Below are 16250 nucleotides of genomic sequence, written 5' to 3'. Positions count from 1 at the left end.
CACCAAACTGGTTACCTCCATTATATATTTTGTTATGGGTACCGCATCTGCAGTTATGCTCATTACTTGTTTTACAACGGGCACTGCATTGTTTGCAGCAGGCAATTTTAAAAAAGTAATGGATTTGGAGATTTTTAAATTTAGGGATTTTGAGATTTGTTTTGAAGATTACATTAAATGAAATCAAAAAATCTCAAAATCAGAAATCAGGAAATCTGCTGCAGGATGGTGCAGGATAATGTAATCACCACAATTAAGTACCATTGAATACCAATGATCACACTGTGATCATTGTGCGCTAAACGATTGCCAATAATTCAATACCATAATTAATTGCCATGCGAAATTTTATCCTTAGTACTGCGCACGCGCGGCGCAAAGCGATTGCCTATCCGTTCTTTTTCCTTCTTTTCCTTCATCTTTTTTTGATAACACATGCTCAAACGCCTGCTTTTCCCGGCGCTACCGGCTTCGGCCGTTTTGCAAAGGGAGCGCGGGCAGTTGCCAATCCCACTGTATATGTGGTTACCAACCTGAACGACAGCGGACCGGGTTCTTTCAGAGAAGCGGTGAGCGTTCCGGGGCGTGTAGTGGTGTTTGCCGTTGGCGGCATCATTAATCTTGTATCGGATGTGGTGGTGTCGGCCAATTGCACCATAGCCGGACAAACAGCGCCGGGCGATGGTATTGTTTTTTTCGGCAAACGGGTAACCTTTACCAGTGCTTCTAATACCATTTCGCGGTATTTACGTATACGCCTCGGCGCTACCGGCAATTCAGGAAAAGATGCATCGGGTTTGGCCAACGGTAACAATATGATCTTCGATCATATGTCGTTCAGCTGGGGCATGGATGAAGTTTTTTCGATTAACTGGGACAGCAAAGCCACAGCTCCCGACAGCATCACCGTTCAAAACTCCATCATTGCACAGGGATTGCATCGCGAAAACCACTCTGCCGGCGGTTTAATTCAAACACCCGATGGCGGTAAAGTAAGTTTGATCAGAAATTTATACATCAGCAATAAAACCCGCAACCCCAAAGTAAAAGGCATCAATGAATTTGTAAACAATGTGGTGTACGACTGGGGCAACGGCAACCGGCTGGGCGACAATTTAAATTATGGCTGGTCGGGCGATGCATATATCATGGGCGGCTCGGCCGGTGTTTCGGAAGTAAATATCATCAACAATTACTTCATGAGCGGACCGTTAACGCCACCCGATAAAACCACGCCGTTCTCGCGGGGCACCGGCACCTTTTATTTATATGGCGCCGGCAATTATTTTGATAAGAACCAAAACGGCATTACCGACGGCGATCTGGTTCCCTACGATACACTTGGTTATCCCGGTATAGGGGCCGATGGTTTTAAAACACAGCCTTTCCCCTACCCGCAATCGAACCCTGCGTTTACTGCAGAACAGGCTTATGCATGGGTGATCGACAGTGTAGGCGCCTGTTATCCACATCGCGACCAGGTCGATTCATTGCTGGCCGAAGAAGTGCGTTCGCGTGGAACAAAAGGATATTATGTATATCGCGAAAGCGACCTGCCTTTTGCCAATGGTGGTGTGGGCACTGTATTCAATGCTCCGGCGCCTTTGGATACCGACGCCGATGGCATGCCCGATAGCTGGGAAGATGCCAACGGATTAAATAAAAACAATGCGGCAGATGCTACAGCTTACAGCACCGTGTATACGCAATATTTAAATATTGAAGTATACATCAATTCACTACCTGCCATACCACCGGCCACTTTTATAAAACCTCCCACCAATGTTGTGTTAACCGCTTTGTCGTTTGAACAGCCTGCTCCTTACAGCACCATCACTGTTCAATGGACCGACAATGCGAATAATGAAGACTATTTTGTGCTTGAACGCTCGCAGGATGGCGTTACCTATACTGATATTGCACATCCGGCCATGAATGCAACATCTTATATCGATTCAACCGGCCCGTTGCCCAACACCACCTGGTATTACCGTATCAAAGCGATAAATGCAACGGGTTTTTCGTCGTACAGCACACCTGTTTCGGTAAAAACACCACCGCTGCCATCGGCCCCTGCAATAGCCTCTGCACCCGTTCCGGCTAACGGATTTGAATATGCTGAATTATCATCCGGAACCCTGGTGTTAAAATGGACGGGCAGCAGCAATACCGAAAAGTATGCAGTATATACAGGAACCGATACGGCTCACCTTATTAAAAAGGCCGAAATACCCTATGCAACCAGTGTATCCTATACAGCATCGGGGCTGACAGATTTTTCAACATATTACTGGCGTATCGATGCCATTAACAGCAAAGGCACTACCACAGGCAATTTGTGGTGGTTCAGAACAACCAAAACATTTCCTGCAGGCATGGTGGGTCAGTGGAGTTTTGATGAAACAGAAGGCCGCCAGGTTACCGATTCATCTGTTTACCAGAACCACGGTATACTGGGGCTCGACGATGACAATCAAAGTATACGGGTACAGGGCAAGGTAGGCGGCGCGCTTGATTTTGCTACTGCCAACCCAGCCATGTATGTAGTGAATATTCCGCACCAGGATCAATTGTATCTTGATAAAAGTTCTTTTTCATTATCATTCTGGATGAAAGCTGACGCGTCGTTATTGCCGCCCGATAACAATACCAGCGCTTATCTTTTATGCAAAGGTTCTATTACCCGCAATGCCACTACCGGTGCAACTGGCAAACGGTTCGATATTGAGTTTAAAAACAAACAGATTCGCTTTGCCATCGACGACGATAACGATGCCGGTGGCGGCGGTAAAGACGAGTTGCAGGCTGATGGTACACCCTTCTTCACCGGCAACTGGGTGCATGTGATCACCATCAGAGATACGGCCGCAAAAAAATTACGGTTGTATATGAATGGAGCACTGGTTAAAGAAACTGCTATCACAAAAGCCAATGCAGGCATTGGCGAAGCAAGCGATCTGATCATTGGCAATATCGGGGCGTTGGAGTTTTTATCAACCGCCAATAAACCCGCTCCCTACAAAGGCATGCTCGATGAATTGAAAATTTTCAACTATGCGCTGAGCGCCGATGAAGTTCTTGGGTTGTATTATACAAGTCCGCTTCCTATACAGACTTATAGTCCTTCAGTTGTAAACGGAGCATTGCTCGAAGGGTATGGCGATAGCGTGCGTGTTATCTGGAAAGGCGGATTAAAAACCTCCAGATATAAATTATACAGTGGTACCGATACCGGCAACCTCACATTTACAGCCGATGTTGAACTGAACAATCCATCTTATACATTTACCGGTCTTACTCCAAAAACAACTTACTACTGGCGGGTTGACGCCACCGGTAATGCAGGCACCACCACAGGCGCCATATGGGCATTCAGAGCTGTATCGCCCAAAGGCATGGCAGGTCATTGGAAATTTGATGAAACGGCCGGCACTTCTGTTGCCGACAACAGCAATTATCATCAAAACGGAACGCTGGTTAATTTACCCGACGCCTTATTTACAAGCGGTAAATTCGGCAACGGCCTGCAATATCAAAATGCAACAGGCACCGGCAATGTTACGATTGCGCATGATGAACATTTGTTGTTCGATGCCAATTCATTTACCATTTCGTTATGGATAAAATTAACCGACGGAACCAGCAATTACAATTCATCTGCAGGCAAAGATTGTTACCTGATACACAAAGGCCAGTTCACCGACCCCGGCGGAAAATGGTATGGCATACAGTTAAAAGACAGCACGCTGACCTTTGCCATCGACGATGCTTCGGCAAAAAGCAATATTGATGTAAGTATAAAAAAAGCTACGGCCTTTAATATTTTCAATAACAGCTTTACGAACATCATGGCCATAAAGGATACAGGCGCCAAACAGATCAAACTTTATATCAATGGAGTACTGGCAGGTTCAAAAACATATACAACAACCGGAACAACCGGTAAAGCCCTTTCGCTGCTCATTGGTAATTCGCCCGAAAACAAACCATTTCACGATATAATTGACGATGTTCGATTGTACAACTATGCCCTATCTCCTGCAGAAATGGCGCTGGTTTTAACCGGTACACCACTTGTTGCACCTGTTACCGATCCGCAACCAGCTAATGGCGATACTGGTATTGCCTATGGAAATATTCCGCTTTCGTGGAAAGGCAACGCACAAACCTATACCGTATATACCGGTTCTTCACCCGATAGTATGGCGATGCAATCATCAACGCTTACACCAACAACTACTATTTTAACCAATGTTACCAGGCTGGGCACTTATTACTGGCGGGTTGATGCGGTTCGCGATGGCGAAATAGCAACGGGGCCGGTTTGGTCGTTTACCGTTACCGATACCGTGCCGCCCACTGTAATTACCAAAAACATTTCTGTTACACTCAGCAACGGAACAGCTTCAGTTTCTGCAGCTGATATTAATAATGGTTCATCAGATGCCTATGGCATCAAAGAACTGATCATCGATAAATCAACATTCACCTGTCTGAATATCGGACCCAATGAAATACAATTAACCGCAGTTGATTCAAACAACAATGTCGCTTCAGCAAAAGCGATCGTTACGGTAACAGGCAGCATTCCTGCACCAGCTATTGCTGTGAGCAGAACCAACACAACCTATACGGGAGCAGATGCCAATACTATTTTCCTGGGTTATGGCGCACAACAGGTAACGCTTACCGCAACCAATGCCACACCGTCGCAGTACAGCTGGGCGCCTGCAACGGGATTAAGTAATGCAACTGTTGCCAACCCGGTATTTACACCCACAAAAGTAGGCTCATATACTTTTACCGTAACAGCCACCAATCAATATGGCTGTATAGCGACGGCATCTGTGACCATCAACGTTATTGATGTACGTTGCGGATATAATAATCAAAAAGTGATTGTATGCCATCGCGGTCATGAAATTTGCATCGATAAAAATCAGGTGGCCGATCATTTGCGGCACGGTTGCTACCTCGGTAACTGCGAATGCCATTATGCCCGTGTGGCTGTAAATGCTGAACCAGCTTCAGCATCATCGAACACGAAGGCGGTGCTGATGGTTTATCCCACACCTTCCTCGCACAATTGTACTATTTCATTTACACTGAGCCAGCCCGGCAAATACAGTATTGAAATTTATAATGCACGCGGACAGATGGTACTGCCTGCCTCAAAAGGAGAAGTTGCTACCAAACAATTGCACAGCCTCAATATCAATACCAGAGAATTAACAAGCGGCGTATACTATGTAAAACTGATCAACGCCGGCGAAGTTCGGGTTACACAAATGATCATTCAACGATAAGCAAAATTTAAAAGGGGGCCGGAAAATCCGGTCCCCCTATTCGTGGCTTTTCATAAATAAATTATGTTATGTAAGCGAAATGTGCGTACAAATAGTTGTACCCTCACATAGCTTATACATTAGCAGTAATACACAGGAGCAATAAATGCCCTTTCTCCTGTGCGGGTTGAACCAATAATATATCAACAGTTGAAAGTTATGCCAGAGAAAGCGCTGAAAGAATACTTCCGGCACCTTAACCTTAGGGTAGAACGAATTAAAAAAGTTGCATACTAACCAATCATATTGTATAAATCAGCCGGAAATCGGACAAAGATTATTTTCCTGAATGGTTGAGATCTGTAGCAGTAGGGGTTGCTGGTTGTATAAGAAATCAGACTAAGAAGTAATTACAGGGATCGGAAAAGCAAATTTAAATGCTTTCGAATACATAAATATTATTTCGAATATATTATTTTATTCACCTAAGTGTTTTCCTTCATTGATTTTATCAGGTGAATGGTGAATTGTCAATGGTCAATAATGAATTAACAGCCTGCAAACCTCTTCACACCTTTTACGATTTGATTTTTGTCATTTGGTTCCTGTGATTTAGTTAAAATTCAATTTTAGCTTTTTATGCAGGGGCGGTCAATTTAATTTTAAGGAAATACTTTCCATGAAAAAATATCTTTTATGCTGGCTGGCGGCGCCATTTGTAGCGTGCACCGTACAAGAACCTATAACAACTGAACCCTCGCACAATAATAAAGATTATAAAATTGAATATCTTTTTGAACACGATGGCTGCAAAGTATACCGGTTTTACGACAGAGGCAATTATGTATACTTTACAAATTGCAAGGGCGAAGCCATTGTGAAGACAGATAGTACGGAGGTGAGAAATACAATTGCGGTGAAGAAATTATGATGGAAGTAGTTGGTTACCGGTTACCAGTTGCCGGGTACCAGGGAACCGGAAACAGGTAACTAAAACGAAACCCGGCTATGTGCAGAATTATGTAGACTAAGCAGATTTCACTTTAGAATAATAAAACCTTTTCGCAACATACGAAAGGGGTAATCCTATGGCAATTATTAATATGCCTGTAGCTATTAATTGTTTATCCAGGTGAAAGGTGATTTTGCCAATTTTGCTCAGCGGTAATACTATGAAGTTGGTGATTGCCTGCATAAAAATGCCATATACAATGGCCGTAGCCAGCATATTCTTCGACATGATTTTTACCTTCGGATATATCAAAAAGAAAAAGGCAGTGAAACTATAGGCAATAAAATAATGGAATAAAAGACCATAAACAGGCATCATTGCACCACCGGTAAATGCATCTTTGCCAAAGAAGCCACTGGCAACATATCGAAATATAACAACGGGCATTAGTCCTTTAACTATATAGGCCTGTAAACAGGCAGAACAAATATCGAGAGTTCCTACCAGCAGTCCCAGCCAGGCAATGGTTTGGAACACCGGTTTTGACGAAGGCACAGGCGATGATATGGCATTAACAGTTGTCATGGTTATGGTTTAACAGTGAAATTATAATCTGAAGCAATAGATGTTGCATTTATTCAACGAAGCGCACACACTTCTTTTCAAATAACAATCTACATCAACTGTTTGCCTTTCGTACTATTTACCTTGTTGTTGATATGCCTGAATAATGCCGTCAGGCATCGAATGTTGGTAGCAGGGTAATCACAGCTGGGTGTTCGTCCCGTAGGGACGGAACGAATTGAAATTTAAAGCTTACCCCATGTTTCGTCCCGAACGGGACGATAAAAAAATTCCTTTGAATTTTCTACCGACATATCATGCCTGACGGCACTTTTGAGCAAACAATAACTTAACCAGGCCACACAGATTGCCTACTGCCTGGTGCCCACTGCCTACTGCCTACTTCTCCAACATCGCTATCACCAGTTCCTTATAACTTCTTCCAATAGGTATCTGTTTGCCGTTTATTTCAACATCGGTAGCAGAAAACGCATCAACTTTATTTTTGGCAATGAGGAATGACCGATGAATGCGCAGAAATCCGTTCTGTGACAGCATTTCTTCAATTTGTCCCAGTTGAAACTTGGTGAGTATCGACTTATCTTTTGTAGTTATGCGTATGTATTCTTTCAGACTTTCAATAAAAAGAATTTCATCTATGTAAATCTTTACCCTCTTTTTACTTACGTTAAAAAACAGATGCGCCCTTTCGGCGGTGGTAACGGACAGATTGCCCAAACCCGCTGCTGCAGGCTGTTCTTTCAACTTGTTAACCGCCATTAAAAAACGATTGAATTCAATGGGCTTTAACAGGTAATCGACCACGTTCAGTTCATATCCCTGAAGGGCATATTCCTGGTAGGCAGATGTAATAATAATCTGAGGCGGGTTCTTTAAGGTTCTTACAAAATCAAGTCCTTTCAGTTTAGGCAGATGAATATCGAGAAATACCAGGTCGATCTTTTCTTTTTGCAGCATTTCCATAGCGTACAATGCATCGGTACAAATGCCGCGTAATTGCAGAAAAGGGATCTGCAAAACATAATCTTTTACTACTTCTGCCGCGAGCGGTTCATCTTCAACAATAATGCATTTATACTGTTGCATAGCTGTTAAGGTTTATTGAAAGGTGTACGGTAAAAATATGAGGCTGGTTTTGTAACTGCAGGTCATATTCTTTATACATCAGCTCCAGTTGCCGTCGCACGTTACGCAGGCCGATATTGTCTTTTATTTCGTGCCCCGTATCATTTTCTTTTGTGTTTTCGATGTTAAAGGTAAGCAGCCCCTGCTGCAATTTTACGTTAATATGAATAAATGAATCGAAGCGGCTTTCGCCGGCGCCGTGTTTAAAAGCATTTTCAACAAAAGGCAACAATAGCAGCGGGGCAATTTTATTAGTGTTGTCGTCGATATCTTTTTGCATCCGGATGGTCAACCGCTCATACCGCATTTTTTCGAGTTCAAGGTAATCATCCAGAATTTTTATTTCATCGGCTATCGTAATCAGATTGCTTTTTGATTCATATAACATAAATCGCAACAATTTCGATAACCGCATAACCACTTCGGCAGTATGCTCCGATTTTTTTCGGGCCAGTGCATAAATATTGTTCAGCGTATTAAATAAAAAATGTGGATTGGTTTGGTGGCGCAGAAACATTAATTCAGCTTCGAGTTTTTCTTTAACCAGGTTTTTCTCCCGCTCGCGGGTGTGTAGCTGAATGCGCAGCAGTTTTAAACCAATGGCTACGCCCGATACAAAGCCGATATCCATCACGGTCAGTAATAAGCCGAGCATGTCAAAAAGCGGACGGTCCTTCAGTATGCCTGTGTAGATAACCCCGGTGATGTAATATTTTGAAATAAACCGGTAAATAATTACGGTAACTATTATTGCTGCTACTGCCTGCACTACGATCCACGACATTTTTTGACTTTCCTTCAATACCTGTTTGATCGTAACATATATAATAAAGTACGTGATCAGCAGTTTGGGCAACACCGCAGCAACGGCGGCTTTTAATGCCATCCAGAACTGTATGTTATCGGGAATATTTTTTATGACCGGCCCTACCCAATAAAATTCCAGCATGGTATCCTGCAACAAATACACGATCCAGAATGCACTATGCAACAGAATTCTTTTCATAGAACCATAAAAATCGGCAAAACACCTGTATTTTGATAAAATTCATACGAACGGCAGGTTGCGAAGTATGAAAAGCAGGCAGCAATTGGCAATATGCAACGGGCAATTGGCAATTTGTTCATAGCAAATGTTAGGCGCAACGGCTTGTTCTACGAAGCTTTAACGTAGGCGGAAGTGAAAGGATTGTCTATTGCTTATTAGCTATTGCCAATTGATTAGCAATGTCCCAATAACCAGTACACTAATAAAAATATCACAATGGTGCCGAGGCATCCTCCGCCCCATTTCCAGGCGGCATAGCCTGCTATTAATGATCGTAGCCAGTCGCGCATAGTAAAGTATTTATTAATTCATTTAAAAAGTTGTGCCATGGATTCAAGGCAATAGGCAATGGGCAATAGGCACCAGGCAACTCGCCTCAATTTTGAATTTCCTAATTGTCTGTTGCCTGTTGCTGCCCGAACCTTGTGCCCTGAGCCTTGTTCCTTGTGCCTTGCTTCTTAATTTCAGGAATTACCTAAATTTAAAGATCATAAAAACAACTTATGCCCACACCCACAGTTCATGAAAATTATTTTGGCAGACCCTGGAAAAGAAGAGAGTTTGTTACCACCCTAATCACTGCTGCCGGAACTTTTCCATTGTTACTGGTACCGGGTGCAGGTATGGCAACTTCAAACGCCACTACTTCCCGATCATTTACCGTTCAGCAGGTCATTGATATCATTTTAAAAAGCATTCCGGGCGCTCCTTTTACCACAACGGTAGATACCATAAAATCAGGTAATGCCGGTGATACCGTAACCGGTATTGTAACTACCATGTTTGCCACCAATGAAGTGATTGAAAAAGCAGCAAAGCTGGGCGCCAATTTCATCATTGCTCATGAACCTACGTTTTATAATCATACCGACGATACCAGCTGGCTCCAAAACGATGACGTTTACCGGTTCAAACAAGAACTGCTGCAGAAACACAGGATGGTGGTGTGGCGTTTTCACGATTATATACATGCGCACAGGCCCGATGGCGTTTTAACGGGTGTACTCACAGCCATGGGATGGGAAAAAGAAAGCGATGCGCAGAAGCCTTACCTGGTTACCATTGCACCGCAAACACTTGAAAAAATAATTGATCTGTCGAAGAAAAAACTGCACATCGAACATGTAAAATATATAGGTGATTTGTCGCAATCGTGCAGTCGCATTGCATTGCTGCCGGGCGCCTCCGGCGGCCGGCGTCAAATAGAAGTGCTGCAAAAAGAAAAACCCGACCTGCTGATCGTTGGCGAGCTGAACGAATGGGAAACCAGTGAATATATAAGGGACCTGCGCTTCTCAGGCTCCAAAACAGCCCTGCTGGTATTGGGTCATATCGTTAGCGAAGAACCCGGTCTTGCCTGGACGGTTGACTGGTTACAACCTCAGGTTCCGGGCATAAAGATTACGCATATACCTTCGGGCGATGCGTTCAGGTGGGCGTGAGGTAATAGGCAGTAGGCAGTAGGTAATATATTGACACTTCGACTACGCTCAGTGTCATACGGGATATCCTTCGACTTCGCTCAGGATCACAATATCCTTCGACTACGCTCAGGATGCCAAAATGTGTTCATAATCAGCCATGATTGTTGAATGCTTTTATAGGTTATTCGGGTAAATTTAGCTCCGTGCCTCTCAATCACTTTCCATTATGAAAAAATCTATCATCACCCGCCGGTCGTTTATTGAACAAATTTCATTGGGTACAGCATCGATATTAGCGGCCACCGGCCCGCTGGGTTTATATGCCCGGGAACTGCGTGGCGACCGTACATTAGGCGTGGCGCTGGTTGGATTGGGCAAGTACAGCACACGTCAACTGGGGCCTGCGCTGAAAGAAACAAAACTGTGCAAACTAACTGGTGTAATTACCGGTTCAAAAGAAAAAGGCGAACAGTGGGCGAAAGAATATGGATTTCCTTCAAAGAATATTTACAGCTACGATACCATGGCGCAAATGGCAGATAATAAAGATATCGACATCGTATATGTAGTTACTCCAAATGGCTTACATGCCGAACATGCAATAGCAGCCGCCAAAGCAGGTAAACACGTTATTTGCGAAAAGCCCATGGCCAACACCGTGGCCGAATGCGATGCTATTATTGCTGCATGCAAAGCCGCTAAAGTAAAATTGTCCGTAGGCTACCGGCTGCATTTTGATCCGTATCATAAGGAACTGATGCGCCTGGCGCGGGAAAAAGATTTCGGCGCTTTTACCAATATGACCGGCGATCGTGGCTTTGTGATGCAAACCAAAGTATGGCGGGCCGATAAAAAACTGGCAGGCGGAGGCCCTATCATGGACCTTGGCGTATATATTATTCACGGCGCCTGTATGGCTGCGAACGGCATTGCACCTGTTGCTGTTACAGCAAGTGAACATCCTAAAACAAAACCCGACATATTTACCGATGTAGAGGAAGGCATGAACTGGACCATGGAATTTCCCGGCGGCGCTACCTGTACTGCACAAACGAGCTATCAGCACAGTGCCGATAAATTCAAGGCCGAAGGCCCAAAAGGCTGGATCGAGTTTAAAGAACACGCCTTCACTTACCGCGGCATGGTGGTTGAAACCAGTCGCGGCCCGTTGAATTTTACGCCACCCAATCAGCAGGCATTGCAAATAGATGATTTTGCCAATTGCATTTTAACCAAACGTGAATCGGTAGTTGGCGGCGAACTGGGTCGTCGCGACCTGGTGATCATCGAAGCTATTTATAAAGCAGCGGCAACCGGCAGTAAAGTGGAAGTGAAGGTATAGCTCATAGCAACAGACAATGGGTAAATGGTTTCAGGTTACAGGGTCCTAACCATGAAACCTGTAACTTGCAACCTGCAATCTGTAAAAACTTTTATTTCTCCCATTTATTATTCCCTTTATCCACATCCGGAAATACATTATCAGGATCTATAACTATAGAAGCAACAGGTTCTGTAATTCCTGTTTTAAAAACATACCGGTAGTCCAATTGCCAGATCTCTACCGGTAAGGTATGCCGTATCTTTTTTCCGCTTGCGGTGATAATTTCAATAACGAGTGGCATAGCTGCTTTTTCAAGGTTCGATATACTGATCTCTACACCTTTTGCCGGATCATATTTTACATCGGTAATTGCCTGATCGAGTTTGTAATTCTCAATAAATGTTTCTTTCCAGAACCAGGTAAGATCTTCGCCGGTAGCACTGTTCATGCAATGAAAAAAATCGTATGGTGTAGGATGTTTGAAAGCCCACTCACTGATATAATGACGAAACGCATAATCGAACCGGTCGGGCCCTACAATGTGATTTCTTAACAGCCCCAGCAGGTACGCCACTTTCAGGTATTGCGAGGCAAGGATCATATCTCCTTTCATGGCATCGGGTCTTGTAAGCATGGGCACGGTGCTGTCGGCAAAATACGCAGCAGCGGCCGGTGGCGCCAACGGGGCATATCCTTTAAATTCGCCGTGGTTAAAATCTTCACAGGCCATATAATCAATAAACATATTAAACCCTTCATCCATCCAGGCATATTTGCGTTCATTGCTTCCTACGATCATCGGAAACCAGGTATGGCCCAATTCATGATTTATAACCCGCCAGTAATCATTGCCGGTATCTTTGGCAGAACAAAATACAATACCGGGATATTCCATACCATCGAGGTTCGATGCTACATTTACTGCACACGGATATGGAAATGGGAACCATTTTTTAGAGAAATATTCAATGGTGAATTTGATGTATTCAGAAGAACGGTCCCAACTACCCGCCAATTTTGAAACTACAGGATATAACGAAACGCCAAATGCTTTTTTCCCATTCGGCAAATTGATGCGAATACCTTCCCATACAAAAGATTTTGAAGCGGTCCATGCAAAATCACGGGCATTATTCATCCTGAACTTCCATGTACAGGTTGGTTTCGATGGTCTTGAGGAAACATTTGTTACTTCTTCAGCCGTACGGATAAATACTTTGGTATCGCTGTTATGGGCCTGGTTCCATCGCTGCAATTGCATTGGCGTTAATACTTCTGCCGGATTTAATAATTCACCCGAAGCGCTTACGATATAAGCAGAGGGCACTGTAATATTCACATTAAAGTTTCCATATTCAAGATAAAACTCACCATTGCCCAAATAAGGCAGTGTGTTCCATCCCTCCACATCATCCAGCACGCACATACGGGGATACCATTGCGCAATGGAATAAATATCTCCATCAGGCGTAGGCATAATATCTGTTCTGTTCACATTAAAATCGGCATTGTAAAAAAAACGGGGAATGGTATAACTGTAAATGATCCTGATGTTAATAGTACCACCTGCAGCCAATGGATTTTGCAGGCGCAGCTGCAACCGGGTATCGTCAATCAAATATCCGGCTTTTATGGTATCTGTTTTATTATCTTTCTTCCGGATCAGTTGAATGGTTGAAATGGTATATCCGCCTTCGAACGGTTTATTGAGTTTAGCCATATTGCTGTCGAGGAACAGCTTTGCATCGAGTCCCTTTGAATGGGGCTTAAATGCATTCTGATCTAATTGCAGCCACAGGTACGATAAGGTATGCGGACTATGATTGGTATAGGTGATTATTTCCGTACCGTGAATGATATGTTTTTCATCATCCAGCGTGGCATCGATGGTATAATCACTCTGGTTTTGCCAGTAGGCCGGTGTGGGTTCGCCATTAGCCGCGCGGCACATATTACCTGCCGGCAAAGCAGGTAATGCAGGAAAAATATCCCGCGCATTATAGGCTGATTTTTTTTCGCTAACCTGAGCATTAACAGTAATATGTACCACAACAAGTAAAATGAAACCCATGCCCTGTTTCATACGCGTATAGATTTGGCTTTAAGAATGAATATAGGGAAAAACCCAAATAGCAATTTCAGGAAGCAAAAATTTCAGCAGTCATTCCTTTTTGTTTTTTAGTATTTGAGTTCTTGTGATTTTTCTCAAATGGACTATCTTAGTACTAAATTTAAACCACCCAGGTAGTCCGCTATGCTTCCATGGAGAACGATCATACAATTCCAAAAAGACTGTGATACGCCGGTTTATCTGCAAATCGCCAATTCAGTTATTCAGGAAATGAAAAAAGGGCGTGTAGGACCCGGCATAAAACTGCCTGGCACCCGGCAGATGGCAGAAATTTTAACCGTTCACCGCAAAACAATTGTGCGCGCCTACGAAGAACTGGATGCGCAGGGTTGGATCGAAATGCATCCGTCGAAAGGCACTTTTACCAGCAAAGAATTACCCGAAATAAACGGCCGCCGTTTTTCGAACATCCCAAAACAAAATGCATTTCCAAAAGAAACAGGCTACACAGTAAACATCAATCATGGCATTCGTACACCGGTTTTACCACTTCGCCATATTATTGGCTTTCACGACGGCCCCGATGTACGCTTAACACCCGCCGAAGAACTGGGACGGGCTTATAAGAGCGTTTTGTCGCGCAACACCTATCTGAAATATACGTCGTATGTTGAAACACCTGGCGTGCAAAAATTCAGGGCCGTTTTATCGGATTACCTCAACAGCAGCCGCGGATTGCAAACCACTTTTGAAAACATAATAATAACGCGCGGAAGCCAGATGGGACTGTACCTGCTTTCCTGTGTTCTGTTTTCAAAAGGCGACACCATTATCGTTGGCGAAACGAATTATTATTATGCCGATCATGTTTTTCTGATGGCAGGCATGAAGCTGCAACGCGTTAAAGTCGATGAATGTGGCATAGATGTAGATGCTATTGAAAAAATATGCCGTAGAAAAAAGATCAAGGCATTGTATATAACCTCGCATCACCACTACCCTACCACTGTTACTCTTTCGGCTTCGCGCCGGGTTAAATTGTTATCACTTGCTGAAAAATATGGGTTTATTATCATAGAAGATGATTACGATTATGATTTTCATTATTTAAGCAGTCCCATACTTCCGCTGGTAAGTGCCGATACAAAAGGCATGGTGGTGTACATCGGCAACCTCAGTAAAACCATTGCACCAGCCATAAGAACCGGCTATATTGTGGCTCCTCAAAATCTTATTCTTGAACTGGCACGCGTAAGGCAATTAATCGATGTACAAGGCGATCCCATTATGGAATTAGCTTTATCGGAAATGTTTGAAGAAGGCCATATTAAACGCCACATGAAAAAAGCGTTGCAGATATATCATCGCCGGCGCGACTTTTTGTGTTCTTACCTCAACGAAAAACTGAACGATATAATTGATTTTAAAACGCCCGATGGGGGACTTGCCATCTGGGCTAAATTTCACAAATCAGTTCCTTTGCCTCCCCTCTCAGAAAAACTAAAAGCGCAGGGACTTATTTTATCAAATGGATTAATTAATAATACATCCTCAGTATTATTGAACTCAACACGCATGGGCTTTGGCTGGATGAATGAAGAAGAAGCCAGAAACGCTGTTGATCTACTTGCAAAAACCATACGCTCGAAATAATTCCAGGTTAACAAGTTTACAAGTTGATAAGTTGACGAGTTGAAAAGATTAACAAGTTAACTGGTTTAACAAAACGAGGGTATTCCTTATCAACTGATCAACTGATTAACTTTTCAACTTCAAATAAATATCATTTACTGTTGCTACATCGAACCGGACTACCTGAAATATAAAAACCGGCTACCTTAATAGTCCAAATACTATTTACTTTTACGGTCCATTGTTAAATTGTAAAAAGTAAAGCCATGAAAAAGTTGTTTATTATCTTCTCGACCCTGCTGATTAGTTTTAGTTTGGTAGCCCGTGATCCGGGTGTTAACGAAAAGCTGATAAAATCGTTCAACAGCAGTTTTCCAAAGGCCGACCATGTACATTGGTATGAGTTACCTAAAGCCTGGGTGGTAAACTTTATTGCTGATGGCATCCGTTCGCGCATTATTTATTTGAAAGACGGAAAGTACGTGGAGTTTACACGCTATTATTTTGAGTCGAATCTGCCATTCCTTATCCAGTCAAAAATAAAGAACGCTTATCCCGACAAAAAGATCTTTGGTGTTATTGAAGTATCGGTAATTCCCGAGTCAGAAACCAATCCGGTAGTTGAGTATTTTGTAAAGCTCGAAGATGACAAAAACTGGCTCACAGTAAAGGCCGACACTGAAGGGAATTTGAGCGTAACCGAAAAATACAGAAAGGCGTTGTAGAACGGAAGTCTGACGTCTGAAGTCAGAAGTCAGAAACAGGAAATAGGAAGAACAAAAAAAGGAAGATCGAAAGTCTGAA

General features: G+C 43.3%; 10 protein-coding genes. 6 read left to right on the top strand and 4 right to left on the bottom strand.

Features of this window, described 5'->3' with window-relative positions; all coding sequences use genetic code 11:
* Positions 1-338: 338 nt before the first annotated feature.
* Both AC59IL_RS19680 and AC59IL_RS19675 read left to right on the top strand, forming a co-directional pair.
* Positions 339-5306, top strand: a complete 4968-nt coding sequence (locus AC59IL_RS19680; protein WP_496553898.1) for a LamG-like jellyroll fold domain-containing protein — start codon at positions 339-341, stop codon at positions 5304-5306.
* Between the two features lie 658 nt (positions 5307-5964).
* Positions 5965-6216 (top strand): DUF4884 domain-containing protein, encoded by a 252-nt coding sequence (locus AC59IL_RS19675; protein ID WP_496553897.1) that lies wholly within the window; start codon positions 5965-5967, stop codon positions 6214-6216.
* 96 nt (positions 6217-6312) lie between these two features.
* On the opposite strand, the gene AC59IL_RS19670 is transcribed toward AC59IL_RS19675, so the two are convergent.
* From AC59IL_RS19670 to AC59IL_RS19660, 3 genes are all read right to left on the bottom strand, one after another.
* Positions 6313-6822 carry a hypothetical protein gene (locus tag AC59IL_RS19670; RefSeq protein WP_496553896.1) on the bottom strand — a complete coding sequence of 170 codons (510 nt, stop codon included), beginning with the start codon at positions 6820-6822 and terminating at the stop codon, positions 6313-6315.
* A gap of 378 nt (positions 6823-7200) precedes the next feature.
* The gene (locus AC59IL_RS19665) at positions 7201-7908 is read right to left on the bottom strand and encodes a LytR/AlgR family response regulator transcription factor (protein ID WP_496553895.1); all 708 of its coding nucleotides are present in this window, start codon (positions 7906-7908) and stop codon (positions 7201-7203) included.
* On the bottom strand, positions 7895-8953 hold the full coding sequence (locus tag AC59IL_RS19660) for a sensor histidine kinase (RefSeq protein WP_496553894.1): 1059 nt from the start codon (positions 8951-8953) through the stop codon (positions 7895-7897). The genes AC59IL_RS19665 and AC59IL_RS19660 overlap by 14 nt, the downstream gene beginning before the upstream one ends.
* 545 nt (positions 8954-9498) lie before the next feature.
* Between AC59IL_RS19660 and AC59IL_RS19655 the strand changes: the two genes are divergently transcribed.
* Both AC59IL_RS19655 and AC59IL_RS19650 read left to right on the top strand, forming a co-directional pair.
* Positions 9499-10437, top strand: a complete 939-nt coding sequence (locus AC59IL_RS19655) for a Nif3-like dinuclear metal center hexameric protein (protein WP_496553893.1) — start codon at positions 9499-9501, stop codon at positions 10435-10437.
* 208 nt (positions 10438-10645) lie between these two features.
* Positions 10646-11761 carry a Gfo/Idh/MocA family protein gene (locus AC59IL_RS19650; protein WP_496553892.1) on the top strand — a complete coding sequence of 372 codons (1116 nt, stop codon included), beginning with the start codon at positions 10646-10648 and terminating at the stop codon, positions 11759-11761.
* Between the two features lie 91 nt (positions 11762-11852).
* On the opposite strand, the gene AC59IL_RS19645 is transcribed toward AC59IL_RS19650, so the two are convergent.
* A complete protein-coding gene (locus AC59IL_RS19645) occupies positions 11853-13826 on the bottom strand; it encodes a M1 family metallopeptidase (RefSeq protein WP_496553891.1) in 1974 nt (657 codons plus the stop codon).
* A 171-nt stretch (positions 13827-13997) separates the two neighbouring features.
* Here AC59IL_RS19645 and AC59IL_RS19640 point away from each other — a divergent pair, with 171 nt between their 5' ends.
* Together AC59IL_RS19640 and AC59IL_RS19635 are read left to right on the top strand one after the other, a co-directional pair.
* Positions 13998-15467, top strand: a complete 1470-nt coding sequence (locus AC59IL_RS19640; protein ID WP_496553890.1) for an aminotransferase-like domain-containing protein — start codon at positions 13998-14000, stop codon at positions 15465-15467.
* A 245-nt stretch (positions 15468-15712) separates the two neighbouring features.
* Positions 15713-16171 carry a hypothetical protein gene (locus tag AC59IL_RS19635; RefSeq protein WP_496553889.1) on the top strand — a complete coding sequence of 153 codons (459 nt, stop codon included), beginning with the start codon at positions 15713-15715 and terminating at the stop codon, positions 16169-16171.
* Positions 16172-16250 lie beyond the last annotated feature (79 nt).

It is taken from the genome of Niastella sp. sgz303648 (assembly GCF_059587045.1).
Note: the sequence above shows the minus strand (reverse complement) of the source record. Positions and strands in the feature narration are given on the sequence as shown.

Coding starts and splice junctions, on each gene's coding strand:
- AC59IL_RS19655 (WP_496553893.1), top strand. CDS start 9,499: ATGCCCACACCCACAGTTCATGAAAATTATTTTGGCAGACCCTGGAAA.
- AC59IL_RS19645 (WP_496553891.1), bottom strand. CDS start 13,826: ATGAAACAGGGCATGGGTTTCATTTTACTTGTTGTGGTACATATTACT.
- AC59IL_RS19635 (WP_496553889.1), top strand. CDS start 15,713: ATGAAAAAGTTGTTTATTATCTTCTCGACCCTGCTGATTAGTTTTAGT.
- AC59IL_RS19665 (WP_496553895.1), bottom strand. CDS start 7,908: ATGCAACAGTATAAATGCATTATTGTTGAAGATGAACCGCTCGCGGCA.
- AC59IL_RS19675 (WP_496553897.1), top strand. CDS start 5,965: ATGAAAAAATATCTTTTATGCTGGCTGGCGGCGCCATTTGTAGCGTGC.
- AC59IL_RS19680 (WP_496553898.1), top strand. CDS start 339: ATGCGAAATTTTATCCTTAGTACTGCGCACGCGCGGCGCAAAGCGATT.
- AC59IL_RS19640 (WP_496553890.1), top strand. CDS start 13,998: ATGCTTCCATGGAGAACGATCATACAATTCCAAAAAGACTGTGATACG.
- AC59IL_RS19650 (WP_496553892.1), top strand. CDS start 10,646: ATGAAAAAATCTATCATCACCCGCCGGTCGTTTATTGAACAAATTTCA.
- AC59IL_RS19660 (WP_496553894.1), bottom strand. CDS start 8,953: ATGAAAAGAATTCTGTTGCATAGTGCATTCTGGATCGTGTATTTGTTG.
- AC59IL_RS19670 (WP_496553896.1), bottom strand. CDS start 6,822: ATGACAACTGTTAATGCCATATCATCGCCTGTGCCTTCGTCAAAACCG.